Origin of the sequence: Micromonospora halotolerans (assembly GCF_032108445.1) — a bacterium.
GTDB lineage: Bacteria > Actinomycetota > Actinomycetes > Mycobacteriales > Micromonosporaceae > Micromonospora > Micromonospora halotolerans.
In genome coordinates this window covers 5,124,194-5,148,758 of the sequence record NZ_CP134876.1, presented here as the reverse complement: position 1 = coordinate 5,148,758, position 24,565 = coordinate 5,124,194, and the positions used below count along the sequence as shown (strand labels likewise).

General features: G+C 77.5%; 19 protein-coding genes, 3 pseudogenes and 1 riboswitch. Of the genes and pseudogenes, 5 read left to right on the top strand and 17 right to left on the bottom strand.

Features of this window, described 5'->3' with window-relative positions; genetic code table 11:
- Positions 1-48: 48 nt before the first annotated feature.
- Complete coding sequence (locus tag RMN56_RS24270; RefSeq protein WP_151465640.1) at positions 49-498, bottom strand: MarR family winged helix-turn-helix transcriptional regulator; 450 nt, start codon at positions 496-498, stop codon at positions 49-51.
- A gap of 137 nt (positions 499-635) precedes the next feature.
- Between RMN56_RS24270 and RMN56_RS24265 the strand changes: the two genes are divergently transcribed.
- The 3 genes from RMN56_RS24265 to crcB all read left to right on the top strand — a co-directional run bounded on the left by RMN56_RS24265 (position 636) and on the right by crcB (position 2,920).
- A complete protein-coding gene (locus RMN56_RS24265) occupies positions 636-1,859 on the top strand; it encodes an MFS transporter (RefSeq protein ID WP_313719847.1) in 1,224 nt (407 codons plus the stop codon).
- A gap of 207 nt (positions 1,860-2,066) precedes the next feature.
- A complete protein-coding gene (locus RMN56_RS24260; RefSeq protein WP_313724848.1) occupies positions 2,067-2,561 on the top strand; it encodes a FluC/FEX family fluoride channel in 495 nt (164 codons plus the stop codon).
- Entirely contained in the window at positions 2,558-2,920 is a 363-nt protein-coding gene (gene crcB, locus RMN56_RS24255; protein ID WP_313719846.1) for a fluoride efflux transporter CrcB, read from the top strand. The genes RMN56_RS24260 and crcB overlap by 4 nt, the downstream gene beginning before the upstream one ends.
- Before the next feature lie 18 nt (positions 2,921-2,938).
- Here the strand turns inward: crcB and cobA are convergent, their stop codons facing one another.
- The 14 genes and pseudogenes from cobA to RMN56_RS24185 form a co-directional block, all read right to left on the bottom strand.
- Positions 2,939-4,660 (bottom strand): uroporphyrinogen-III C-methyltransferase, encoded by a 1,722-nt coding sequence (gene cobA / locus RMN56_RS24250; protein ID WP_313719845.1) that lies wholly within the window; start codon positions 4,658-4,660, stop codon positions 2,939-2,941.
- Positions 4,657-5,250 (bottom strand): precorrin-8X methylmutase, encoded by a 594-nt coding sequence (locus tag RMN56_RS24245; RefSeq protein ID WP_313719844.1) that lies wholly within the window; start codon positions 5,248-5,250, stop codon positions 4,657-4,659. The genes cobA and RMN56_RS24245 overlap by 4 nt, the downstream gene beginning before the upstream one ends.
- Positions 5,247-6,323, bottom strand: a complete 1,077-nt coding sequence (locus tag RMN56_RS24240) for a HoxN/HupN/NixA family nickel/cobalt transporter (protein ID WP_313719843.1) — start codon at positions 6,321-6,323, stop codon at positions 5,247-5,249. The genes RMN56_RS24245 and RMN56_RS24240 overlap by 4 nt, the downstream gene beginning before the upstream one ends.
- 26 nt (positions 6,324-6,349) lie before the next feature.
- Positions 6,350-6,508: pseudogene (locus RMN56_RS24235) on the bottom strand (4Fe-4S binding protein); the annotation flags it as partial.
- A complete protein-coding gene (gene cobJ / locus RMN56_RS24230) occupies positions 6,496-8,280 on the bottom strand; it encodes a precorrin-3B C(17)-methyltransferase (RefSeq protein WP_313724847.1) in 1,785 nt (594 codons plus the stop codon). The gene cobJ and the pseudogene RMN56_RS24235, both read right to left, overlap by 13 nt.
- Positions 8,281-8,363: 83 nt before the next feature.
- Positions 8,364-9,578: a precorrin-6y C5,15-methyltransferase (decarboxylating) subunit CbiE gene (gene cbiE / locus RMN56_RS24225; protein ID WP_376787224.1), complete on the bottom strand. Its 1,215-nt coding sequence runs from the start codon at positions 9,576-9,578 to the stop codon at positions 8,364-8,366.
- Positions 9,566-10,711: a cobalt-precorrin-5B (C(1))-methyltransferase gene (locus RMN56_RS24220; RefSeq protein ID WP_313719842.1), complete on the bottom strand. Its 1,146-nt coding sequence runs from the start codon at positions 10,709-10,711 to the stop codon at positions 9,566-9,568. Before RMN56_RS24220 ends, cbiE begins: the two co-directional genes overlap by 13 nt.
- Positions 10,708-11,562, bottom strand: a complete 855-nt coding sequence (gene cobM, locus RMN56_RS24215; RefSeq protein ID WP_376787223.1) for a precorrin-4 C(11)-methyltransferase — start codon at positions 11,560-11,562, stop codon at positions 10,708-10,710. Before cobM ends, RMN56_RS24220 begins: the two co-directional genes overlap by 4 nt.
- Positions 11,559-12,317: a precorrin-2 C(20)-methyltransferase gene (gene cobI / locus RMN56_RS24210; RefSeq protein WP_313719841.1), complete on the bottom strand. Its 759-nt coding sequence runs from the start codon at positions 12,315-12,317 to the stop codon at positions 11,559-11,561. Before cobI ends, cobM begins: the two co-directional genes overlap by 4 nt.
- A pseudogene (locus RMN56_RS24205) lies at positions 12,314-13,668 on the bottom strand (cobyrinic acid a,c-diamide synthase CobB). The gene cobI and the pseudogene RMN56_RS24205 overlap by 4 nt, the downstream one beginning before the upstream one ends.
- Entirely contained in the window at positions 13,662-14,273 is a 612-nt protein-coding gene (gene cobO, locus RMN56_RS24200) for a cob(I)yrinic acid a,c-diamide adenosyltransferase (RefSeq protein WP_313719840.1), read from the bottom strand. Before cobO ends, RMN56_RS24205 begins: the two are co-directional and overlap by 7 nt.
- Positions 14,273-16,596: pseudogene (locus RMN56_RS24195) on the bottom strand (VWA domain-containing protein). Before RMN56_RS24195 ends, cobO begins: the two are co-directional and overlap by 1 nt.
- Positions 16,593-20,261 carry a cobaltochelatase subunit CobN gene (cobN, locus tag RMN56_RS24190; RefSeq protein ID WP_313719839.1) on the bottom strand — a complete coding sequence of 1,223 codons (3,669 nt, stop codon included), beginning with the start codon at positions 20,259-20,261 and terminating at the stop codon, positions 16,593-16,595. Before cobN ends, RMN56_RS24195 begins: the two are co-directional and overlap by 4 nt.
- Before the next feature lie 152 nt (positions 20,262-20,413).
- Complete coding sequence (locus RMN56_RS24185) at positions 20,414-20,548, bottom strand: hypothetical protein (RefSeq protein WP_313719838.1); 135 nt, start codon at positions 20,546-20,548, stop codon at positions 20,414-20,416.
- A gap of 45 nt (positions 20,549-20,593) precedes the next feature.
- Positions 20,594-20,723: riboswitch (cobalamin riboswitch) on the bottom strand.
- A 308-nt stretch (positions 20,724-21,031) separates the two neighbouring features.
- Here RMN56_RS24185 and RMN56_RS24180 point away from each other — a divergent pair.
- Positions 21,032-21,742, top strand: a complete 711-nt coding sequence (locus RMN56_RS24180) for an MBL fold metallo-hydrolase (protein WP_313719837.1) — start codon at positions 21,032-21,034, stop codon at positions 21,740-21,742.
- Between the two features lie 12 nt (positions 21,743-21,754).
- Here the strand turns inward: RMN56_RS24180 and RMN56_RS24175 are convergent, their stop codons facing one another.
- Complete coding sequence (locus tag RMN56_RS24175) at positions 21,755-22,087, bottom strand: hypothetical protein (RefSeq protein ID WP_313719836.1); 333 nt, start codon at positions 22,085-22,087, stop codon at positions 21,755-21,757.
- A 107-nt stretch (positions 22,088-22,194) separates the two neighbouring features.
- Positions 22,195-23,412 (bottom strand): MFS transporter, encoded by a 1,218-nt coding sequence (locus RMN56_RS24170; protein WP_313719835.1) that lies wholly within the window; start codon positions 23,410-23,412, stop codon positions 22,195-22,197.
- A gap of 145 nt (positions 23,413-23,557) precedes the next feature.
- Between RMN56_RS24170 and RMN56_RS24165 the strand changes: the two genes are divergently transcribed.
- Positions 23,558-24,547, top strand: a complete 990-nt coding sequence (locus RMN56_RS24165; RefSeq protein WP_313719833.1) for a LacI family DNA-binding transcriptional regulator — start codon at positions 23,558-23,560, stop codon at positions 24,545-24,547.
- Positions 24,548-24,565 lie beyond the last annotated feature (18 nt).

The following is a 24,565-nucleotide window of genomic DNA, read 5'->3' as shown; positions in this document are numbered from 1 at the left end:
TGGGCAGGGACCACGGAATCGACGCAACCGCGCCGGTGTGTCTGCGCCTCAGCGGGCGGCGGGGAGCCGGTGCAGCGCGTCGACCAGCGGGGCCAGCTCGGGGGTGCGCTCGGCCTCGGCGAGCGCGTCGGCGAGCACCCGGTCGTGGGTGGGGCGGGCCCGGCCGAGCAGCTCCGAGCCGGCCGGGGTCAGCTCGGTGTAGATGCCGCGCCGGTCGTCCGCGCAGAGCACGCGGGTGAGCAGGCCGCGCTCCTCCAGCCGGGTGACCAGGCGGGTGGTGGCGCTGCCGGAGAGCGCGGCGGCGCGGGCGAGCTGCCGCATCCGCATGTGCCAGCCGTCCTGCCGGGAGAGCGCGTCGAGCACCGTGTACTCCACGACGGAGAGGTCGTGCTCGCCCTGGAGGGCGCGCTCCAGCGCGGTCTCGATGAGGCCGTGCAGCGCGGCGAGAGTGCGCCAGCCCTGCGCGCGGATCTCGACCGCGTCGTCGGCGATCCCCATGACGCCCCCTCCGGTGTGACCTGGACGCCCCCCAGACTACCACCCTTGCGCCGGTATACAGCGCGTGCAACTATCTTCGTTGTCGGCGCGGGTAGTTGCATGCGCCTTTTGTTTCGAACGCATGGATTGGGTACGGCATGGCACAGCGCACCTCGGCCCTCCCCGGCGGCCTGATCGCCCTGGCGATCGGGGCGTTCGGCATCGGGCTGACCGAGTTCGTGATCATGGGGCTGCTCCCCCAGGTCGCCGCCGACTTCGCGGTCAGCGAGTCGGTGGCCGGCTGGTTGATCTCCGGCTACGCCCTCAGCGTCGCCGTCGGCGGGGTGGCGCTCACCGCCGCCGTCACCCGGCTGCGCCGCAAGCCGGTCCTGCTCGGCCTGATGGTGCTCTTCATCGCCGGCAACCTCCTCTCGGCGCTGGCCGGCGACTACGGCACCATGCTGGCCGGCCGGATCGTCGCGGCACTCTGCCACGGCGCGTTCTTCGGCATCGGCGCGGTCGTGGCAGCCGGCCTGGTCGCGCCGGCCCGCCGGGCAGGCGCGATCGCCATGATGTTCGCCGGCCTCACGATCGCCAACGTCCTCGGCGTGCCGTTCGGCACCCTCCTCGGCCAGCACCTCGGCTGGCGCGCCACGTTCTGGGCGATCACCGGCATCGGGCTGGTCGCGCTGGTCGGCCTCGCCGTCCTGGTGCCCGGTCGCGGTCCGGCCACCGACGCCGCACCGACTGGCGGGCTGCGCGGCGAGCTGCGGGCCTTCACCCACGCCCAGGTCTGGTTCTCGCTCGTGGTCACCGTGCTCGGCTTCGGTGGCATGTTCGGCGCGTTCACCTACATCGCGTACACGCTCACCGAGGTGAGCGGCTTCGCGGCCGGCACCGTGCCGTGGCTGCTGGTGCTCTTCGGGGTCGGGCTGTTCGCCGGCAACCTGGCCGGCGGCCGGGCCGCCGACGTGTCGCTGTCCCGGACCCTGGTCACCGTCCTGGCGGTGCTCACCCTGGTGCTGGTCGGCTTCGCGCTGACCGCCGCGAGCCCGGCGCTGACCGTGGTCGCGCTGGTGCTGATGGGCGCGTTCGGCTTCGCCACCGTGCCGCCGCTCCAGATGCGGATCATGAAGTACGCCCGCCAGGCCCCGACCCTGGCCTCCGGGGCGAACATCGCCGCGTTCAACGTCGGCAACGCGCTCGGCGCCTGGCTCGGCGGGCTGACCATCGACGCCGGCCTCGGCTTCACCGCCCCGATCTGGGCCGGCGCCGGGCTCACCCTGCTCGGCCTCGCGGTGCTCCTGGTGGCCGAGCGGCGTGCCCGGCGTACCCCGGGCGACGCCGCGGCCACCCACGAGCTGGCCGACGTCGCGGCCTGACCGGCCCGGACCGGCCGGGCCGGCCGGGCCGGCCGGGCGGTCGTCCCCGCCCCGGGGCCGGGCCGGCGGGCGCGGCCGCGGACCGGGCCGGCCCGAGGGACGGCGTTATGCTCGGGCGGAAACCGGCGGTGGGGCCCGCCGTCCCGGTAACGGCCGGGAGAACCGCGACCCGCTCGCCAACGGTCCCTGCCAGTGCTGCGCGTCCTGGTGGGAGGCACCGTGACCGGACCGTCCGAGTTCCGCGTCGACCCCGACGTCGACCTGCGCGTCCCCGCCGACCGGCGGGAGCTGCCCGCCCACCCGGCGGCGGTGCTCGGGGTCATCGCCGCCGGCGGGGTGCTCGGCGCGCTGGGCCGGGCCGGGCTGCAGGCCGCGTTCCCGCACCCGCCCACCGGCTTCCCGTGGGCCACCTTCGGCATCAACGTCACCGGCTGCCTGCTGATCGGCGCGCTCATGGCGGTGCTCACCGCCCGCCCGGCCGGGCCGCTGGTCCGGCCGTTCCTCGGCGTCGGCGTGCTCGGCGGCTTCACCACCTTCTCCACCTACGCCGTGGACGCCCAGCGGGCGATCGCCGCCGGGGCGCCGGGCACCGCGCTGGCGTACCTGGCGGCGACCCTGGCCGGGGCGTTGCTGGCGGTCGGGGCCGGGGACGCGGTGGCCGGCCGGGTGCTGGCCCGGGCCCGGGGCGGGGTGGCCCGGTGACCGTCCTGCTGATCGCGCTCGGGGCGGCGGTGGGCGCGCCGCTGCGCTACCTGACCGACCGGGCCGTGCAGGCCCGGCACGGCTCCCTGTTCCCGTGGGGCACGCTGACCGTCAACGTGGTCGGGTCGCTGGTGCTCGGCGCGGTGGCCGCCGTGCCCGCCTCCCCCGCGGTGACCGCCCTGGTCGGCACCGGCTTCTGCGGCGCGCTGACCACCTGGTCCACCCTCGGCTACGAGACCGTTCGGCTGCACCGCTCGGGTCACCGCGGCCCGGCGCTGGCCAACGCGCTGGGCAGCGTGACCGCCGGACTCGCGGCGGCCACCCTGGGCTACGTCCTGGCCCGCGCCGTCACCGGCTGATCCCCCGGGCTGCCGCGCTCACCCCCGCACCGTGACGGCGACGGACGCGGGGCCGGCGGCGGCCGGCACCGGATCGGCCCCGGCGAGCGAGGCGGGGTCGGCGGCGAGCCCCACCACCGGCCCGACCACGAACACCGCCGGCGGCCGGACCTCGTCCCGCGCGGCGAGCGCGCCGACCTCGTCCAGCCGGCACCGGGCCGTCCACTGCTCCGGGTGTCCGGCGTCGCGGACCGCCAGCACCGGCGTCTCCGGCGCCCGCCCGTTGGCGAGCAGTTCGGCGGCGATCCGCCCGACGGTGTCCACCGCCATGAGCAGCACCAGCGTGCCCCGCGCCCGGGCCAGCGCGGCCCAGTCCACCAGGGAGTCGGGGTGCCCGGGCGGGAGGTGCCCGGACACCACGGTGACCTCGTGCGCCACGCCCCGGTGGGTCACCGGCACCCCGGCCAGGGCGGGCGCGGCCACCGCGCTGCTCACCCCGGGCACGAGCACTGTCTCCACCCCGGCCGCCGCGCAGGCGAGGACCTCCTCGTGGCCCCGGCCGAAGACGTACGGGTCGCCGCCCTTGAGCCGGACCACCCGGCGCCCGGCGCGGGCGTGCGCGATCAGCGTGTCGTTGATGGTGTCCTGGGCCATCGACGGGCCCCGGGGCACCTTGGCGGCGTCCACCACCAGCACGCCGGGGCGCAGCCGGCGCAGCAGCCCGGCCGGAGCGAGCCGGTCGGCCACCACCACGTCCGCGGCGTCGAGCAGCGCCCGGCCGCGTACGGTGATCAGGTCGTCGGGGCCGGGCCCGCCGCCCACGACGGCCACCTGTCCGGGGCGCAGGGCCGGCTCGTCGTGGTGGCCGGCGTGGTGGTGGTGATGGTGGTGGCCGTGCCCGTCGGCCGGGTCGTCGGGGTGGTGGTGCGGGGTCTGCGGCCGGCCCACCTTGTCGGCGAACCCGGGCAGCGCCACCCGATACGCGCAGGTGTCGCAGTTCATTCGGATGTCACCGCGCAGCGCCTCGGCGTGCCGCTCCAGGACCAGGTCGGCGAGGGGATCGCAGTCGCCGATCACCTCGGCCACCCGCACGTCCAGGCCGGGATGGTCGGCGGCGAACTCCCGGCTCTGCGCCACGATCCGGTCCGGCAGCACCCCGGCGAAGAGGAAGTAGGGGGCGACCACGATCCGCCGGGCGCCGAGCCGGCGCAGCCGCTCCAGCACGGCCGGCACGGACGGCTCGGCGAGCGAGACGAAGCCGGGTTCCACCTCGGCGTAGCCGCGCCCCTCCCAGAGCAGCCGGGCCACCTTGGTCACCTCGGCGTTGGCGTCCGGGTCGGTGGAGCCGCGCCCGATCAGGGCTACCCACGTGCCGGCCCGGTCGGCCCCGTCGAGCGCCGCGTCGATCCGCCGCGCGAGCGTCTCCTGAAGCAGCGGGTGCGGGCCGAGCGGCCGCCCGTAGGCGTACCGGAGGCCGGTGTGGCGCTGCTTCTCCCGGGCGAGGGCGGCGGGGATGTCCCCCTTGCCGTGCCCGGCGGCGGCCAGCACCAGCGGCAGCGCCACGACGGACCGGTGGCCCCGGCCGACGAGCGCGCCGACGGCGTCGGTCAGCGGCGGGCGGGACAGCTCGATGAAGCCGCCCTCGACGTCGGCGACCGCGCCCCGGCGGCGGATCCGCTCCACCAGCGCGGCGAACTGGGCGACGCCGGCGGCGCTGCGGGTGCCGTGCCCGACGATCAGCAGCGGGGTCCGGTCCTTCACTTCTCCTCCAGGTACAGCAGGGCGTTGAGGGCGGCGGCGGCCACCGCGGAGCCGCCCTTCTCGCCCACGTTGGACACGGCGGGCAGGCCGCTGGCCCGCAGCGCCGCCTTGGACTCGGCCGCGCCGACGAACCCGACCGGCAGGCCGACCACCAGCGCCGGGGCCGCGTCGAGCGCGATCAGTTCGACCAGCGCGGTGGGGGCACAGCCGACCACCCAGACCGCGCCCGGGCCGACCCGCTCGGACGCGATCCGCACCGCGGCGGCCGAGCGGGTGATGCCGGCGGCGCGGCCCAGCTCGGCGGCTGCCGGCTCGGCGACCGGACAGACGATCTCCCGCCCGGCCCGGGTGATGCCGGCGGCGACCATCCACACGTCGGTGACGATCGGCGCGCCGGCCCGCAGCGCGGCCAGCCCGGCGGCCAGCCCGTCCTCGTCGCAGACCAGGTCGGCGACGTAGTCGAGGTCGGCGCTGGCGTGCACCACCCGCTCGGTGACCGCCCGGGTCAGCGGCGGCAGGTGCGACAGGTCGACCCGCCCGCGCAGGATCCGGTAGGACTCCGCCTCGATGGGATGCACGGTCCGCGTCATGATTCCGCCCGCCCGAAGCGGCGGTCGAGGCCGCGCAGCCGCCAGAGCAGCACGGCGCCGCCCCAGGCGAGGGCGAAGAGGCCCACCACGGCGTACCCGAGCTGCTCGAAGTGGTCGGCGATCGAGGCGTACGCGGCCAGGACGGTGAGCCCGAGGTGGTCGGCGAGCAGCCCGGCCAGGTAGACGCTGGCGACCAGGCCGCCGACCAGCACGGTCATGGTGGTGGTGGCCAGGTTGTACCAGAGCCGCCGGGCCGGCTGCCGGTACGCCCACGAGTAGGCGCGGCTCATCAGCAGGCTGTCGGCGGTGTCCATGGCGGACATCCCGGCGGCGAAGAGCAGCGGCAGGGTGAGCAGCGCCAGCACGGGCAGCCCGCCGGCGGCGGCGGTGCTCGCCGACAGCGCCAGCAGGGTCACCTCGCTGGCCGTCTCCAGGCCGAGCCCGAAGAGGAAGCCGACCGGGGCCATGTGCCAGGAGGAGCGGACCAGGGTGCGGGCCCGGGCCCCGAGGATCCGGTGCATCAGCCCCCGGTTGAGCAGCAGGAGGTCCAGCTCGGTCTCGTCCAGCGCGTCGGCGCGCAGCCGCCGCCAGAGCCGGGCCAGCCCGGCCAGCACCACCGCGTTGAGGGCCGCCACGAGCAGCAGGAAGCCGGTCGCCGTGACGATCGCGACGGTGGCGCCGACCTCGCGGACGCCGGCCATCCGGTCGCCGGTCAGCCGGGTGGAGGCGAGCCCGACCACGAGGGCGAGCAGCAGCACCACGGCGCTGTGCCCGAGGGCGAAGAAGAAGCCGACGCCGACCGGCCGCCGGCCGCGCAGCAGCATGAGTCGGGTGGTGTCGTCGATGGCGGCGATGTGGTCGGCGTCGAAGGCGTGCCGCACCCCCAGCACGTAGGCCAGGGTGCCGGCGCCGGCCAGCCCGCCGGCCGCCACCGGCTGGTGGTTCCAGTAGAGGTAGAGGGTCACGCCGGCGACGTGCAGCGCGGCGATCGCGCAGACGATGCCGCCGAGGCGGGCCCGTTCGGCGCGGCTCCAGCTGCCGATGGTGGGGACGGCGGTCGGGGTCGAGGTCATCGCTCTCCTCCGGGTTCGGGGTCGACGCGGATCGCGTCCACGGGGCAGATCTCCAGGCATTCGAGGCAGCCGGTGCAGCGGTCGGTGACGCGCAGGCCGGCGGGGGTGGGGCGGATGGCGTGGGTCGGGCAGGTGAGCAGGCAGGCGCCGCAGCCCTGGCAGGCGCCGATGGTCACGACCGCCACCGGTACCCCCGGGGCGTCACCATCCGGCCGGCGACCACCCGCGTCTGCGAGCTGCCGACCACCACCACGCTGTACATGTCGACCAGGGCCGGGTCGAGGGTGGCCAGGGTGGCCAGGTGCACCCGCTCGCCGGGGCGACTGGCGTTGCGCACCACGCCGACCGGGGTGTCCGGCGGGCGGTGCGCCGCGAAGGCGTCCAGCGCCGCGCCGAGCTGCCAGTCGCGGGTGCGGCTGCGCGGGTTGTAGAGCAGCGCCACCAGGTCACCCCCGGCCGCGGCGGCGATCCGGCCCGCGATCACCTCCCACGGGGTGTGCAGGTCGGACAGGCTCAGGTAGACGTGGTCGTGCCCCAGCGGCGCGCCGAGCAGCGCGGACGCGGCGAGCCCGGCGGTCACCCCGGGCACGCCGACCACGTCGATCCGGTCGTCGGCGTACTCCAGGGCGGGGCTGGCCATCGCGTACACCCCGGCGTCGCCCGAGCCGACCAGGGCGACCGCGTGGCCGGCGGTGGCCTCGGCGACGGCGGCCCGGGCTCGCGCCTCCTCCGCGCCGAGCCCGCTGGCCAGCACCCGGGTGCCGGGGCGGAGCAGGTCACGGACCTGGTCGACGTACTGGTCCAGGCCCACCACCACGGCGGCCCGGCGCAGCTCGGCCACCGCGCGCGGGGTGCGCAGGTCGGCCGCGCCCGGGCCGAGGCCGACGAGCGCGAGCCGGCCGCGTGGGGCGTGCCGGGCCACCGCGACGGTGGCCATCGCCGAGGCGGTCTTCGGCACCAGCAACGTGCCGCCGCCGCGCAGCGCCGCGGCCTCCGCGACGCTCGGCGTGCCGACCGCGGCGCGGACCACCTCGCTGGGGTGCGGCACGTCGACCGCCGCCAGGTCCGCCGCCGGCCAGGTCTCCAGGGGTACGCCGTGCGCGTCGGCGGCCGCCCGGATGCCCGCCTCGTCGGCCTTGAGGTCCACGCTGGCCAGGCAGCGCAGGCTGGCCGGGCTGAGGCCGGCGTCGGCGAGCGCCCGGCGCAGCAGGTCGATCACCTCGGCGGCGGGCACGCCCCGGCTGGAGCCGACCCCGGCGACCAGGGACGGCGGCCGGAGCACCACGGTCCGCCCGTCGACCGGGACGACCCGGTCGGTGACCAGGATCCGCCAGCCGTCCGCGCTCTCGCCCGTCCCGGCGGTGGCCGCTCCCCCGGTCGGCGTCGGGGTCGCCGGTCCGCCGGTCGCCGTCGGGGTGGCGGCCGGCGTGCCTCCGCCGGCCGGCGGGGGTGTGACCTCGACGTGCACGTGCTCCGGCAGGGCGGGCAGCGGCCAGGTGGCGTCGGCGACCAGCCGGACCGGCTCGCCGTCGAGCAACGCCCGGGACACCGCGGCCAGCGCGCCCTCCACCGGCCAGCCGAGGGTGTCCAGTCCGGGCAGGCCGACCGCGTCGGTGGCGGTGGTGACCACCGGCCGGGCGTCGAGCAGCGCGCCCACCTCGGTGGCGAGGTCGTTCGCGCCGCCGGCGTGCCCGCCGAGCAGGGCCACGGCGTGCCGGGCCGCCTCGTCGACGACCACCACGGCCGGGTCGGTGTGCTTGTCACCGAGCAGCGGGGCGAGGATGCGGACCACCGCGCCGGTGGCCAGGAAGGCGACCACCGCGTCGCACTCCCGCCAGGCGACCCGCAGCGCGTCGGCGACGCTCCCCGCCTCCACGAGCCGGGCGTGCGGCCAGGCCGCGGCGACGGTACGCGCATGTCGCCGCCCAGCGGCGGTCGCCGCCACGAGTCCGACCAGGAGCGGCTCCTTGTCGACGCCTCCGGTCGCGCAGGGCTCCGACAGGTCCGAGGGTGTGGTCACGGGTTCCTCCGGGTGGGCGGTCATCGGTGTTCCGCGGTGAGGACGACGACCGGGTTGGTGGCGGCCAGGCGCAGCGAGCCCCCGGGCAGGTCGGCGAGGCGGGCGGCGGCGAGCTGGCAGCCGTCGACCGCGTAGCCGGCGGCGCGGAACAGGTGCACTGCCGGCGCGACCCGGTCGAGGGCGGCCAGGGTGACCACCACCCGGGGCGGGCGGCGGTCGGCCACCGCGGCGAGCACGTCCACGCCGCCCCCACCGACGAAGACCGCGTCCGGGTCGGGCAGCCCGGCCAGGGCCGCCGGGGCCGTGCCGGTCACCACCCGCACGTCGACGCCGTGCCGGGCGGCGTTGGCCCGGATCGGCGCGGCGGGGTCGCGTTCGACGGCGAGCACCGCGGCGCCGAGCAGCGCGCACTCGATGCCGACCGAGCCGCTGCCCGCGCCGACGTCCCAGACGAGACGGCCGAGGCGGGGCCGCAGCCGGGCCACCACGAGGGCCCGGACCTCGGCCTTGGTGATCATCGAGTCCCGGTGGGCGTACGCGGACTCGGGCAGCGCCCACCCCCCGGCCGGCGCGGCGGCGGGCTGGTCGTCGGCGCGCATCCCGGCCGGCGCGGTGTCCGGGGCGAGGCTGAGCACGACGTGCGGGTCGGTCCAGGCCGTCGCGGCGGCCTCGGCCGGCGTGGTCCAGGTGACCCGCTCGTCGGTGGTGCCGAGGTGCTCGGCGACGACCAGGCGGCGGTCCCAGCCGGCCAGGCCGGCGCCCAGCTCGGCCGCGCCCGCTCCGGGTGCGGTGAGCACCGCGACGGCGGGCAGCGCGCGGCAGGCGTTGACCGCGGGGCGCGGGTCCCGGCCGTGCGCGGTGACCACGGCGGCGCCGTCCCAGGGCAGCCCGGCGCGGGCGAACGCGGCGGCCACGCTGGAGACGGCGGGCAGTACCCGCAGCGGCAGGCCGGCGGCGCGGAGCCGGCGGACGATGCCGAAGAGGCCGGGGTCGCCGCTGGCCAGCACCACCGCGGGTGTGCCGGCGGTGACGGCGGCGGCGAGCCGGTCCAGGGCGGGGGCGAGCGGGCCGAGGACGACGGTGGCGCAGCCGGGCGGCACGGGCACGGCGGCCAGGTGCCGGGCGGCGCCGACGACCAGCCCGGCGCCGGCCAGCGCCGCCACGAGCGCGGGGTGCGCCGGCCGGCCGGCGGCGTCGATCCCCGCCACGAGCACGGTCGGGGTCACGCGGCCCACCGCCCGGAGGAGGCGACCATCCGCTCGCCGGCGAAGTCCACCATGGCGACGTCGACGCTGACCGCGTGCCGGGCGAAGCGGCGCAGCACCTGCCGGACCCGGTGGCAGAGCAGGTCCCCGGCCGGGCCGAGCAGTCCGGCGGCCGCCCACAGCTCGTACGCGTGCCGGCCGGTGTTGGCCGCGGTGACGGCGGCGACCAGGTCCGGGTCGCCGCCGGCCTCGGCGGTCACCGCGCCGAGCAGCGACAGGTCCACCTTGGACCGGGTGTAGTGGGTCATCAGGATGCCGGCGGCGAGCTTGGCCAGCTTGCCGGCCATGCCGACGAAGACCACCCCGGTCATCCCGTCGCCGACGGCGGCCGTGACGGCCGCGCCGGTGAAGTCGCCGACCTCGACGAAGCACACCTCGGGCAGCTCCGGCAGCAGCGCCCGGGCCGCCCGCTCGGTCCGCCCGCCGGTGCACAGCACCACGGTCCGCTCGCCCTGGGCGGCCATCACGTGCACGGCCTGCACCACGCTGGCCCGCCAGGAGGCGGTGGAGAAGGGCCGGACGATCCCCGTGGTGCCGAGGATCGAGATGCCGCCGAGGATGCCGAGCCGCCGGTTCGTGGTCTTGCGGGCCATGATCTCGCCGCGCGGCACGCTGATCACCACGCGGACGCCGGTCTCGCCGAGGTCGACCACCTCGGCGACGGCCTGGCCGATCATGCGGCGCGGGGTCTCGTTGATGGCCGGGCCGCCCACCGCCAGGCCGAGCCCCGGCCGGGTGACCGTGCCGACGCCCGGCCCGCCGTCGAGGCGCAGCCCCGGCTCGTCCCGCCAGGTGACCGTGGCGGTCAGCTCGGCGCCGTGGGTGACGTCGGGGTCGTCGCCGGCGTCCTTGACCACGACGGCCTCCGCCCGGCGGGACGGGTCGAGGTCGCAGCGGGCCACCGCGAAGGTGACCCGTCGGCCGGCCGGCAGGCCGATCTCCACCTGGCGCTGCGGCTCGCCGGTGACCAGTGCGGTCAGCGCCGCCTTGGTCGCGGCCGTGGCGCACGCGCCGGTGGTCCAGCCGGTACGCAGCGCGGTGGGCCGGACCTTCGCCGTGCGCGGCAGGTCCGGCTCGCGCAGCGGCGGCTCGGCGTACGTCACCGGCCGTCCCCGGTGGGGTCACCGGGCCGGCCGTCGCCGGGCCGGTCGGCGCGGGCACGGCGCAGCGCGGCGCGGGCGCCCGGCTCGGCCCGCCGGTAGGTGTGGAAGTGCCCCGGGTGGTACAGGTGCGAGCGGGTGCCGGTGGCGGCGAGCGCCGGCCCGACGAGGAACAGGGTGTGCTTCCACAGCCGGTGCGCCTTGACGGTGGCCTCCAGCTCGCCCAGCGCACAGTGGACGACCAGCTCGTCCGGCCAGGTCGCCTGGTAGGCGACCACCACCGGCGTCTCCGGCGGGTAGCCGCCGGCCAGCAGCTCCGCCTGGGCCTGCCCGGAGCGGGCGGCGGAAAGGAACAGCGCCATGGTGGTGCCGTGGCGGGCGAACTCGCGGACCCGCTCGCCGGCTGGCATCGGCGTCTTGCCGCCCTCCAGGCGGGTGAGGATCACCGACTGGGCCACCTCGGGAATGGTCAGCTCCCGGCCGACCAGCGCGGCGACCGCGGTGAACGAGGACACCCCGGGCACCACCTCGACGGCCAGACCGAGGTCGCGACACAGGTCGAACTGCTCCTGCACGGCTCCCCACAGGGCCGGGTCGCCGGAGTGGATCCGGGCCACGGTCCGCCCGTCGGCGGCGGCCCGCTCGTACAGCGGCCGGACGCCCTCGATGGGCAGCTGGGAGGAGTCGACGATCTCGGCGTCCGGGCGGGCGTGGGCCAGCACGTCGGCGTGCACGAGGCTGGCCGCCCAGATCACCACGTCGGCCTCGGCGATGACCCGGGCGGCGCGCAGGGTGAGCAGGTCGGCCGCGCCCGGGCCGGCCCCGACGAACCAGACCTTGCCGATGGTGGTCACAGTTTTCCTCCCCGGCCGTCCCGGCGGGCCGGGACGAGCAGCGTCGACAGGTAGGGCAGGTCGCCGGCCATGGCGTCCACCGGCCCGATCCGCTCGCCGGGCAGGCCCAGCGCCCGGCCCAGCACAGCGTCGGCCAGCCGGCCCTGCCGGCGCAGCTCGTCGACCAGGTCGGGGTGGCGGCGCCAGCCTTTGTAGACGACGACGGTCCCGGGGCCGGCGAGCGCGTCGGCGACCGGCGTGAGGCCGGCCGTGGCGGGCAGCAGGGTGAGCGGTTCCCGGCCCTCGCAGAGCGCCACCCCGGCGCGGGCGGCCAGGTCCTGCATGGCGGTGATGCCGGGCACGGTCCGCACCGCGACCCCGGGTCGCCGGGCCCGGACCCCGTCGGCCAGGTAGCCGAAGGTCGAGTAGACGTTGGGGTCGCCGATGGTGGCGAAGGCGACCGACCGGGCGCCGCCGTCGACGGCGGCCACCACGGCCGCCGCCGCGGCGTCCCAGGCCCGCTCCCGGCGGGCGGTCACCCCGCCCCGGTCGTCCAGGGCGAACGGCAGCCGGCGCAGCCGGTCCGCAGGCACGTGCGCGCGCACGGTGGTCTCGGCCCGCCCGGCGGGCGCGTCCGGGTCCGCGGCGAGCCGGTCCAGCACGGGTACGAACACCAGGTCGGCCTCGCCCAGCAGCCGCGCGGCCCTGAGCGTCAGCAGTTCCGGGTCGCCGGGTCCGACCCCGATCCCGGTCAGCACGGCGGCGGGCGGGCTCACCCGCTCGCCGCCTCGACCAGCCGGCGGGCCGCCGCCGGGTGCCCGGCCCAGTGGGTGTGCAGGTAGGACGCGTGCACCCGGCCGGCCACGAAGCCGTGCGGGGCGCCGTCCCAGTGCCAGGCGGGGCGGTCGCCGTGCCCCGGGTCGGTGACGGTGCGGTGGAACTCGTGTCCGCGTACCGGGTCGCCGGCGCGGTGCACCGGGGAGTCGGCGGCGGCCACCGCGTCGCGGTAGCCGAGGGTGAGCCGGCCGGTCATCCGGGCGGTGTGGTCGAGCCGCCCGGACATCGGCACCCCGTCGATGGAGCGGCCGAGGTAGAGCAGCCCCGCGCACTCGGCGACCACCGGGCCGTCGAAGCCGGCCAGCTCGGCGCGGAGCGCGGTGTTGCCGGCCAGGGCGTCGGCGTGCAGTTCGGGAAAGCCGCCGCCGATCACCAGGGCCCGGGTGCCGGGCGGCAGGGCCTCGTCGCGCAGCGGGTCGAGGGTCACCACCTCCGCGCCGGCCGCGGTGAGCAGTTCGGCGGTCTCCGCGTACGAGAAGGTGAACGCCGCCCCGCCGGCCACCGCCACGACCGGGCGGGCGGTGCCGGCGGGCCGCCGACCGCGGCGGCCGGATCCCAGGCGGGCGCGGTCAGCGGCGGCGCGGTGCGGGCCAGCGCCAGCACGGCGTCGAGGTCCACGGTGGCCTCGACCAGGTCGGCGAGGGCGGCCACCACGGCGACCGACTCCGGCGCGCGTTCGGCGACCGGCACCAACCCGAGGTGACGGGACGGCGCGGCCACCTCGGCGGCCCGGGTCACCGCGCCGAGCACCGGCACGTCCACCTCGGCGAGCGCGTCGCGCAGCAGCGTCTCGTGCCGGGGCGAGCCGACCCGGTTGAGGACCACCCCGCCGATGCGTACCGCCGGGTCGAAGGCGCGCATGCCGAGCACCAGCGCGGCGGCGGAGCGGCCCTGCGCCGTGGTGTCGAGCACCAGCAGCACCGGCGCCTCGACCAGCCGGGTCACGTGGGCCGTGGAGGCGTACCCGCCGTGGCCGACCGCGCCGTCGTGCAGCCCCATCACCCCCTCCACCACGGCCACGTCGGCCGGGGTGGGCACGCTGGCGCCGTGCCGCAGCAGCGGGGCGATCCGCTCCGGGCCGACCAGCCAGGGGTCGAGGTTGCGGCCGGGGCGGCCGGCGGCGAGCGCGTGGTAGCCGGGGTCGATGTAGTCGGGGCCGACCTTGTGCGGGCTGACCGCCAGGCCGCGGCGGCGCAGCGCGGCGAGCAGCCCGGTGGCCACGGTGGTCTTGCCGTGCCCGCTGGCCGGGGCGGCGACGACCAGCCGGGGCAGCGCCCAGGGCGTCACCATTCGATGCCCTTCTGGCCCTTCTGACCGGCGTCCATCGGGTGCTTGACCTTGGTCAGCTCGGCGACCAGGTCGGCCGCCTCGACCAGCCGCGGGTCCGCGTCCCGTCCGGTGACCACCACGTGCTGGAAGCCGGGCCGGTCGCGCAGGGTGGCGACGACCTCGTCCACGTCGACCCAACCCCACTTCATCGGGTACGTGAACTCGTCGAGCACGTAGAGCCCGTAACGCTCGGCGGCCAGGTCGCGCTGGATCTGCCGCCAGCCCTCGCGGGCGTCCTCGGCGTGGTCGGCCGCGCCGCCGCGCTGGATCCAGGACCAGCCCTCGCCCATCTTGTGCCAGGTGACCGGGGCGCCCTGCCCGGTGCGCCCGTGCACCTCGCCGAGGGCCCGGAAGGCGTTCTCCTCCCCCACCCGCCACTTGGCGCTCTTGACGAACTGGAAGACGCCGATCGGCAGCCCGGCGGTCCAGGCGCGCAGCGCCAGCCCGAACGCGGCGGTCGACTTCCCCTTCATCTGTCCGGTGTGCACGATCAGCAGCGGCCGGTGGCGCCGCTGCCGGGTGGTCAGCCCGTCGGCGGGCACGTGGGTCGGCTTTCCCTGCGGCATCAGGCGGCGCTCCTCGTGGTGAGGCCGACGAGCGGGTCACTGGCCACGTCGGCGAGGTGGTGGTGCGGGGCGTGCAGGTGGGCGGCGAGGCGGCGGGCCAGGTGCAGGCGGACCGGGCCGGACTCGCAGTCGACGACGACGCAGGGCGCGCCGGTGGCGGCGAGCACCGCGGCGGCGCGGGCGGCCCGGTCGAGCGGGCGGTGGCCGGCGGTGGCGCGGCCGTCGGTGACCACCAGCACGAGGGGGCGGCGCTTCGGGTCGCGCAGCCGCTCCACCCGCAGCAGGTCGGCCGCCGCGAGCAGCCCCTCCGCGAGGGGGGTACGCCCGCCGGTGGGCAGCTCGGCCAGCCGGACCGAGGCGGCGAGCACCGAGGAGGTGGCCGGCAGCAGGGTCTGTGCCCCGGCGCCCCGGAAGGCGACCACGGCGACCTTGTCCCGCCGCTGGTACGCGTCGGTGAGCAGGGCCAGCACGGCGCCCTTGACGGCGGACATCCGCTGGTGGGCGCCCATCGACCCGCTGGCGTCGACCACGAAGAGAACGAGGTTGCCCTCGCGTCCCTCGCGGACCGCCTCGCGCACGTCGGACGGGCGCAGCCGCAGCGGCCCGCCGGCCCGGCCGCGGGCGGCCTGGTGCGGGGCGGCGGCCCGGACGGTGGCCGGCAGGTGCAGCGCGCCGGCCGGGCCGGCCGGCACCCGGGCGCCGGTGGTGCGGCCCCGCCCGGTGCGGGCCCGGGAGCGCCGGCCGGGCACACCCTCGCCCATGCCGGGCGCGGTGAGCAGCCGGGCACGCAGCCCCCCGTCGGGTACGGCCACGGTCCCTCCCTCCGCATGGTCCGGGTCCCCCGGCCGGGCGCCGGGACGGGACCGTCGGGCGTGCGGCCGCCCCCGGTGGCCGCCACCGGGCGGCGCGCCGTCGGGGTCGTGGCCACCGCCGCTCCCGTCGTCGTCCGGGTGGCCGGACGGATCCGAGTCGGCGGCAGGGCCGTCGTGGCCGGCCCCGCCACGCCCGTCGTCCGGCGGCCCGGGGCGTCCGGCGTCGTCGGACCCCCCGGACCGGTCCCGGCCACCGGCGCCGCCCTTCCCGCGGGCCGACCGGCCGGGACCGTCGGGGTCGGACCCGCCGCCAACGTCCGCCCCGGTTCCGCCGGGCCCGCCGGCGGAGTCCGGCCCGCGGTCCGGCTCCGGCCCACCGCCGGGCCCACCGGCCGGGCCGCCGCCGTCCGGGCCGTCGTCCGGGTCGTCGTCGGGGTGCTGCTCGCGGGCGCGGCGCAGCGCCTCGTCCAGGCGCTGCTCGTCCAGGCCCGGGGTGTCGAACGGGTCCCGGCGGCGGCGGTGCGGCAGGGCCAGGCGGGCGGCGACTCGGACGTCCTCGGCGGCCACCCGCTCCCGGCCCCGCCAGGCGGCGTGCGCCACGGCGGTGCGGGCCGTGACGATGTCGGCGCGCATGCCGTCCACGTCGAACGCGGCGCAGACCTCGGCGATCTGCCGCAGCGCCGCGTCGGGCAGCGCCACCCCGGGCAGCCGGCGCCGGGCGGCGGCGACCCGGCGGGCCACCTCGGCGTCCGCCTCGGCCCAGCCGGCGGCGAAACCGGCCGGGTCGGCGTCGGCGGCGAGGCGGCGGCGGACCACCTCGGCGCGTACGGCGGGGTCGCGGCTGGCGGCCACCTCGACGGTGAGCCCGAATCGGTCGAGCAGCTGCGGGCGCAGCTCCCCCTCCTCCGGGTTCATGGTGCCGACCAGGAGGAACCGGGCGGCGTGGCTGACCGACACGCCCTCCCGCTCGACGTGGCAGCGACCCATCGCCGCCGCGTCCAGGAGCAGGTCGACCAGGTGGTCGTGGAGCAGGTTGACCTCGTCGACGTAGAGCACGCCCCGGTGGGCGGCGGCGAGCAGGCCGGGCTCGTAGGCGCGTACCCCCTCGGCGAGGGCCTTCTCCAGGTCGAGCGAGCCGACCACCCGGTCCTCGGCGGCGCCCACCGGCAGCTCGACCAGGCGGGCCGGGCGGCGCTCTCCCGCCGACCCGGCCGGGTGCGGCCCGTCCGGGCAGCCCGGGTCGGGCGCGGCCGGGTCGCACGCGAAGCGGCAGGCGGCCACCCGGTCGACCGGGGGCAGCAGCCCGGCGAGGGCGCGCACCGCGGTGGACTTGGCGGTGCCCTTCTCGCCCCGGACCAGCACCCCGCCGATGGCCGGGCTGACCGCGTTGAGCAGCAGCGCGAGCCGCATCTCGTCCATCCCGAGCACCGCGCTGAACGGATAGCTGGTCACTGCGGCTCCTTCGTTCGCGACTGCGGGGCTCGCAGAACCGGCTCACTCCTCGCGCTCACAGCCGGTCCTCCAGGTCGCCCTCGCTGGCCAGGTACGTCTCGTGCAGCCGGTCGAGGGTGACCGGCTCGGGGGCGGCCCACAGTCCGCGGTCGGCGGCCTCCAGCAGCCGTTCGGTGATGCCGCGCAGCGCCCACGGGTTGGACCGCTCCAGGAACTCCCGGGTCTCCGGGTCGAACAGGTACGCCTCGGCGAGCCGCTCGTACATCCAGTCGTCGACGACCCCGGCGGTGGCGTCGTAGCCGAACAGGTAGTCGACGGTGGCGGCCAGCTCGAAGGCACCCTTGTAGCCGTGCCGGCGCATGGCGGCGATCCAGCGGGGGTTGACCACCCGGGCCCGGAACACCCGGCGGGTCTCCTCGCCGAGGGTGCGGGTGCGGACGTCGTGCGGCATGGCCGAGTCCCCCACGTACGCGGCCGGGGCACCGCCGGTGAGGTGGCGGACCATGGCCACCATCCCGCCGTGGTACTGGAAGTAGTCGTCGGAGTCGACGATGTCGTGCTCGCGGGTGTCCTGGTTCTTCACGGCGACGGCGATCCGGGCGAAGGAGCGTTCCATGTCGGCCCGCGCCTCCCGCCCGTCCAGCCCCGGCCCGTAGGCGTAGCCGCCCCAGACGGCGTACACCTCGGCCAGGTCGGCGTCGGTGCGCCAGTTCCGGGCGTCGATGAGGGGCAGCAGCCCCGCCCCGTACGCCCCGGGTTTGGAGCCGAAGATGCGGGCGGTGGCCCGGCGCGCGTCGCCGTGCTCGGCGACGTCCGCGTCGACGTGCGCCTTCACGAAGTTCCCGGCGGCCGGCTCGTCGAGCGCGGCGACCTGCCGGACGGCGTCGTCGATGAGGGCCACCACGTGCGGGAAGGCGTCCCGGAAGAAGCCGGAGATGCGCACCGTGACGTCGATCCGGGGGCGGCCCAGTTCGGGCAGCGGCACCACCTCGACGCCGGTGACGCGGCGGGACCGGTCGTCCCACGCCGGACGGACGCCGAGCAGCGCCAGCACCTCGGCGATGTCGTCGCCCTGCGTGCGCATGGCGCTGGTGCCCCAGACGGTGAGCCCGACCGAGCGCGGGTACGCGCCGGTGTCGGCGAGGTGCCGCGCCAGCAGCGAGTCGGCGAGAGCCACCCCGACGTCCCAGGCGTTGCGGCTGGGGATGGCCTTCGGGTCGACGGAGTAGAAGTTGCGGCCGGTGGGCAGCACGTTGACCAGCCCCCGGGTGGGCGAGCCGGACGGGCCGGGCGGCACGAACCGGCCGTCGAGCGCGCCGAGCACCCGGCCGATCTCGTCGGTGGTCCGGTCCAGCCGGGGCACCACCTCGCGGGCGGCGAAGTCGAGCACCTCGGCGGCCTCGGGCACCGGCCCGCCGACCACCTCCTCGACCACCGCGCCGGCCTTGGTGGCGTCCCAGCCGAGGGTCTCCATGCCGAGCACGAGCCGGCGGGCCAGGGCCTCGATGAGGTCGACCGCGTCGGCGGCGGTGGCGGCCGGCCCGTCGACGGCGTCGGTGAGCGCCGCCGGCACGGCGATCCGCGCGCCGGGCGTGGCGAGCAGCGCCGCCTCGTCCAGGCCGGCGTGCGCGGCGAGAGCCTGGCGCAGCCCGGGCAGCACGCGGGCGCCGCCCCAGACCTGCGGCGCGCGCAGCACGGCGAGGACCAGGTTGACCCGGGCCTGTCCGGCGGGCGCCTCGGCGAGGATGTGCAGGCCGTCGCGGATCTGCACGTCCTTGACCTCGCAGAGGTACCCGTCGAGGTGCAGCACGAAGTCGTCGAAGTCGTCCGCGCCGGGCATCTCCGCCTGGTGCAGGTCGTGGTGCAGCTCGGCGGCGCGGACCAGGTCCCAGATCTGCCGCTGCACGGTGGGCGCCTTGGCGGGGTCGAGGGCCTGCACGGTGGCGTACTCGTCGAGGAGCTGTTCGAGTTTCGCCAGGTCGCCGTACGTCTCCGCGCGGGCCATCGGCGGCACCAGGTGGTCGACGACCACGGCGTGCGCGCGGCGCTTGGCCTGGGTGCCCTCGCCGGGGTCGTTGACGATGAACGGGTAGACCAGCGGCAGGTCACCGAGGACCGCGTCGGGGGCGCAGTCGGCGGCCAGTCCGAGGCCCTTGCCGGGCAGCCATTCCAGGGTGCCGTGCTTGCCGAGGTGGACCACGGCGTCCGCGCCGAAGCCACCGTCGGCGACCGGGGCGGCCAGCCACCGGTACGCGGCGAGGTAGTGGTGGCTGGGCGGCAGGTCCGGGTCGTGGTAGATGGCCACGGGGTTCTCGCCGAAGCCGCGGGGCGGCTGGATGAGCAGTGCCACGTTGCCGAAGCGCAGTCCGGCGAGGACGAGGTCGCCGCCGTCGGTGTAGAGGCGGCCGGGCGGCTCGCCCCAGTGCTCCCGCATCCGCTCCCGCAGCGGGGCGGGCACCGCGTCGAACCAGCGCCGGTAGGTCTCCCCCGGCACCCGCGCCTCGGCGGCGGCGAGCTGTTCGGGGGTGAGCCACTCGACGTCGTGCCCGCCGGCGGCGATCAGGGTGTGGATCAGCGCGTCCCCGTCGTCCGGCACGGGAGCGTCGCCCAGGTGGTAGCCGGCCTCGGCCAGGGCGGCGAGCAGCCGGACCGCGGAGGCCGGGGTGTCCAGGCCGACCGCGTTGCCGACCCGGGAGTGCTTCGTCGGGTACGAGCTGAGGACGATGGCCAGGCGCTTGTCGGCGTTGGGCACGTGCCGCAGCCGCGCCTGCCGGACGGCGATGCCGGCGACCCGGGCGGCGCGCTCCGGGTCCGGCTGGTAGACGGAGAGCCCGTCGGCGTCGATCCGCTTGAACGAGAACGGCACCGTGACGATCCGGCCGTCGAACTCGGGGATGGCCACCTGCATGGCGGCGTCCAGCGGGGACAGTCCGGCGTCGCTGGCCGCCCAGCGGTCGCGGTCGCTGGTCAGGCAGAGCGCCTGGACGATCGGCACGTCCAGGGCGGCGAGCGCGCCGACGTCCCAGGCGTCCTCGTCGCCGCCCCCGGAGGCGTCCGCGGCGACCGTCCCGCCGGCCGCGAGCACCGTGACCACGAGGGCGTCGCAGCGCGCGAACTCCTCGAGCGGGCCGGCGCCCGGGGCGAGGCCGCGCAGGGAGCCGCAGAACACCGGCAGCGGCTGACCGCCGGCCGCCGTGACGGCGTCGGCGAGGGTCTCGACGAAGGCGGTGTTCCCGGCCAGGGCGTGCGCCCGGTAGAACACGATGCCGACCACCGGCCGGCCGTCGGGCGCTGGGTCGGCGCCGAGGATGCCGTGCGGCGGGGTGGGCGCGGGCGGGGCGAAGCCCTCGCCGGTGAGCAGCACCGTGTCGGAGAGGAACCGGGCCAGCTCGGCGAGGTTCTCCGGGCCGCCCTCGACCAGGTAGGCGAGCGCCTCGGCGGCCACCCCGGCGGACACCGTGGACGCCGCCATGAGCTCCGCGTCGGGCACCGCCTCGCCGCCCAGCACGACCGTGGGCACGCCGGAGCCGAGCACCGCGGCGAGGCCGTCCGGCCACGCCTGCCGGCCACCGAGCAGGCGTACGACGGCCAGGTCGACGCCGTCGAGCAGCGCGGGCACGGCGTCGGCGGCGACCCGGGCGGGGTTCGCCAGCCGGTAGTCGGCGCGGCTCGCCCGGGCGGCGAGCAGGTCGGTGTCGGCGGTGGAGAGCAGCAGGATGCGCACGGACGGCTCCGGAGCGTGACGCCCGACGGCGCGGCAGGGCCGGCGGCGGGCGGGGGTGGGTGCGGGTGCGGCGGGTACGCGGGTCCGGCGGACGGCTCACCGACGGCGGGTCGGCAGGGGCGCCCGGCCGGGTGCGGGACCCGCCGGGGCGGTCAGCGGCGGACGGCGCGGGCCAGCCCGGCGCGCGGCACGGCGGCCGGCGGGGCGGCGGGGCGAGCGGTCAGCGGCGCGTCGGTGCGCGCCGGCCGGAAACGACGATCGTCGTCGATGGCGGAAAGGCCGTGCATCGGGTCCTCCTCGGGTGTCCACGCCCTGGGGCTCTCCGACGGCCGAAGTATCCTGGCTTCCGGATCGACGCTCACCCCCGGCCTTCCAACCGCGCACGCACGGCCGTGACTCACGAGGGGGGATCGCTCCCCGGTGACAGTGGCGGGACCGCGCCGGAATCGCACCGGCTTCCTTCACTGCCGTCAGGCCGCGAATGCTGCCACAGCCGCCCGGCGCGGGTCAACGCCGGGTCCCCCGGCCTCCGCCCGGCCCTCGACATCCGCAGCAGTCGATCTGCGAGTGGCATCCTCCAGCTCCGATGGCAATGGCGTGAATCGATGGCAGCGGCGGCATTTCCACGGTCCGTGGCGAGCGTTCCCGCCGGCCGCCCGCCACCCCGGACGACCCGCGTCGCCGCAGCCGGGGCGGCCCGGGGCGGCGGCCGGCGGATAGCATCGCGGTCGACTGTGGATGAGCTGCCACGGAGCGGGGAGGAATTGCCGGTGACGCTGCGACACCTCGACGGTCGGGTCTGGTTGTTTCCCGGCGATCCCGACCCGCTCGCGGTCCGGCCGACCGTGGCCGTGGTGGCCGACGACCGCGGAAGTGTGATCGTCGACGCGGGCCAGAGCCCCGCCCACGCCCGGGAGATCCGGGCCGCGCTGGCGGCGGCCGGGCTGCCGGAGCCGCGCTGGCTGGTCTACACCCACCACCACTGGGACCACGTCTGGGGCGCCTGCGCCTGGCCGGAGGTGGAGATCGTCGGGCACGAGTCGGCGGTGGCCCTGCTGCGCGCCGAGGCGGCCCGGCCGTGGAGTCACCGCTACCTGCGCGAGCAGGTCCGCGAGGACCCCCGCCTCGGGCACAGCTTCCGGGCCCGGGCCCTGGCGGTCGACTCCTGGGACGGCTTCGCCGTGCTCCCGCCCACCCGCACGTTCGCCGACGAGCTGACCCTGCCCACCGGCGTGGTGGTCCGGCACGTGGGCGGCCGGCACGCGCCGGACTCCGCGGTGGTGCGGGTGCCGGACTCCGGGGTGCTGCTGCTCGGCGACTGCTGGTACCCGCCGCCGGCGCACCTGCGGACGCCCGAGGACGGGCCGGACCTGGCCCTCGCGGCGAGCCTGCTCGATGACGACCTCGCCTGGTTCGTCTCGGCCCACGAGGAACCGCTGCGGCTGGCCGAGGCGCGGGCCGTGCTGGCCGGCGCCGGCTGAGCCACGCCGGGGTCAGCGGGCGCGCCGCTCCGGGTGGGCCCGGTTCCAGGCGCGCATCCGCTCCGGGTAGCCGGTGCGGGCGGCCTCGTAGAGCGGGACCGCGTGCTTCCGGGCGATCTTCCCGGCGGCCCGGGGCGTGCCGGTGCGGCGCCGGATCCACTCACCGTCGTGGGCGACGGCCACCACCGTCGTGTCCGTGGCGGTGGTCTCCGGCTCCAGGTAGAACTCCACCCCGCGCCGGCTGGTCACGAACGCCTCCAGCGCGGCCAGGTCGTCCCGGTTCGCCTCGCGGTCGAGCTTCGTCGGGGTCGTCGGGTCGGCGGCCCGTCGGGTGAACCAGCCCATGCCCGCCTCCTCTCCTCGGCGTCCCACCCAGTGCAGCACCCGTACCTGGCAACCGGCTGGAAGCCGGGTGGACGTCCGCTGAGCCGGCCGGCGTGCCGGGCCGCGGGTCAGCGGGCCGGCGGGCGCAGGATCGGGACCAGGGCGAGGGTGGGCAGCAGCAGGAGCGGCACCACGCCGAGGGCGTCGAGGATGCCCAGGTGGTCACCGAGGAAGCCGAGCAGCGGCGGGCCGGCGAGGAACGCGGTGTAGCCGATCATGGCGACCACGCTGACCCGGGTCGGCGCCCGGTCCTCGTCGTCGGCGGCGGCGCTCATCCCGACCGGGAAGCCGAGCGACGCCCCGACGCCCCACAGCGCCACGCCGGCCACGGCGAGCGGCCCGGAGCCGGCCAGCACGGCGCAGGTGGCCCCGGTGGCGGCCAGCGCGATGGTGCCGAACAGCACCGGCACCCGGCCCCACCGGTCGATCGCCACGGTGCCGGCGGTCCGGCCGATCGTCATGCCGACCACGAAGACCCCGAAGACGGCGGCGCCGGCCGCCTCGCTCACCCCGTACCCGTCGACGAACGCCACCGCCAGCCAGTCGTTCGCGCTTCCCTCGGTGAACGCCATCACCAGCACGAACAGGCCGATGAGCAGGGTCCGCGGCTCCCGCCAGGTGGCCAGCAGCGCGCGCCGGTGCGCGGCCGGCTCGGCCGGGCCGGCCGTCTCGGCCGGCGCGGGCAGGAAGGCCCGGGCGGCGAGCAGCGTGCCGGCCAGGACCACCACCGCGATCACGGGCAGGTGCCAGCCGACCGGTACGCCCAGCCGGGCCGCCCCGGCGCCCAGCCCGGCCCCGGCGACCGAGCCGAGACTCCAGGCGGCGTGGAACCGGGGCATGATCGTCCGGCCGAGCCGCTTCTCCACGGCCGCGCCCTCGACGTTCATGGCCACGTCGCAGGCCCCGGAGCCGTACCCCACGGCGAAGAGCCCGACCACCACGCCGACCAGCGAGCCGGCCAGGCTGGCGGAGAGACCGGCGGCCGTCAGGCCGAGGGCGACCAGCACGGTCGAGGCCGCCACGGTGCGGGCCGGGCCGAGCCGGAGGGTGACCAGACCGGCGGTGGACATGGCGACCAGCGCGCCGGCCGACATGGCCAGCAGCAGCAGGCCGAGCCGCCCGGCGCTGAGCCCGAGCGACTCGCGGATCGCGGGCACCCGGGCGAACCAGGTCGCCACCGCCAGCCCGTTGAGGGCGAACACGACCGCCACGCCGTTGCGGGCGGCCAGGACCGCCCGTGGTGTCGTGGCGCCGGCGTCGGCCGGCGCGTCGATGGTGCTGCTCACCGTGGTGTCGTCCTCTCCCCCAGGTTGGTCCGACGACCATCGCACACCTGAGAGCGCTACCACCACAAACGCTCCCACCCCTTACCCCGGGCGGGCCCGACCGGGCATGATGCCGACAGAACGGCCAGCACGGGGAGGACCAGACATGGAGACGCCCACCACCCGCCCGGCGACCCTCGACGACGTGGCCCGGGCGGCCGGGGTCTCCCGGGCCACCGCGTCCCGGGTGCTCGGCGGCTACGGGTTCGCCTCGGTGGACGCCCGGGAGCGGGTCGGCGCCGCCGCCGACCGGCTCGGCTACGTGCCCAACACCACGGCCCGGGCGCTGGTCCGGGGCGCCGGCGTGCGCCTCGTCGTGGCGGTCTCCGGCACCGACGCCACCGTGCTGGACGACCCGTACGTGGACCGGCTGGTGAGCGCGGCCGCCCGGGTGTGCGCCCCGCACGGGGTGGGCGTCGCCCTGGAGTGGCTGCCCCTGGACGCCCCGGCCGGGCTGCGCCGGCTCGGCGACGACCGGAGCGTCTGCGGGGTGCTGCTGGTCAACACCACCGCGCCGGTCCTCGACGCGGTGCCCCCCGGGCTGCGCGGGCGGGTCGTCTCGATCGGCACGGGCTCACCGGCCGTCCCCTCCTTCGACGTGGACAACGCCGGCGGCGCCGACGCCGTGCTGCGCCACCTGCACGCCGGCGGGCGCCGCCGGATCGCCATGGTCACCGGCCCGCGCTGGCTGAGCTGCGCCGAACGCTCGGTGACCGCGTACCAGCGGCTCATGCGGGCGGCCGGGCTGCCGGTGCGGCTGGTCGACGGCGACTTCACCGCCGCGCGGGGCGGCCGGGCGGCGCTGGAGGCGCTGACCCGCTGGCCGGACACCGACGCGATCTACGCGGCCAGCGACGCCACCGCGCTGGGCGCGATCGCCGCGATGCGCGGGCGCGGGATCGGGGTGCCGCACGACGTGGCGGTGGCCGGGTTCGACGACATCCCGTACGCGGCCGTGAGCAGCCCGGCGCTGACCACCGCCACCCACCCGGTGGCCCGGATCGCCACGGCGGCCGCGACCGCGGTCCTGGACGGCCGCCCGGTGCCGCCGGTGACCGCGTTCCCCTCGACGCTGGTGGCCCGCGAGAGCGCCTGAGCGCCGGTGGTTGAGCGG

Bases quoted from the DNA above. Each gene is read 5' to 3' on its own strand.
- RMN56_RS24270 (WP_151465640.1), bottom strand. From the start codon at position 498: ATGGGGATCGCCGACGACGCGGTCGAGATCCGCGCGCAGGGCTGGCGC.
- RMN56_RS24265 (WP_313719847.1), top strand. From the start codon at position 636: ATGGCACAGCGCACCTCGGCCCTCCCCGGCGGCCTGATCGCCCTGGCG.
- RMN56_RS24245 (WP_313719844.1), bottom strand. From the start codon at position 5,250: ATGACGCGGACCGTGCATCCCATCGAGGCGGAGTCCTACCGGATCCTG.
- RMN56_RS24240 (WP_313719843.1), bottom strand. From the start codon at position 6,323: ATGACCTCGACCCCGACCGCCGTCCCCACCATCGGCAGCTGGAGCCGC.
- cobO (WP_313719840.1), bottom strand. From the start codon at position 14,273: ATGCCGCAGGGAAAGCCGACCCACGTGCCCGCCGACGGGCTGACCACC.
- RMN56_RS24185 (WP_313719838.1), bottom strand. From the start codon at position 20,548: ATGCACGGCCTTTCCGCCATCGACGACGATCGTCGTTTCCGGCCGGCG.
- RMN56_RS24175 (WP_313719836.1), bottom strand. From the start codon at position 22,087: ATGGGCTGGTTCACCCGACGGGCCGCCGACCCGACGACCCCGACGAAG.
- RMN56_RS24165 (WP_313719833.1), top strand. From the start codon at position 23,558: ATGGAGACGCCCACCACCCGCCCGGCGACCCTCGACGACGTGGCCCGG.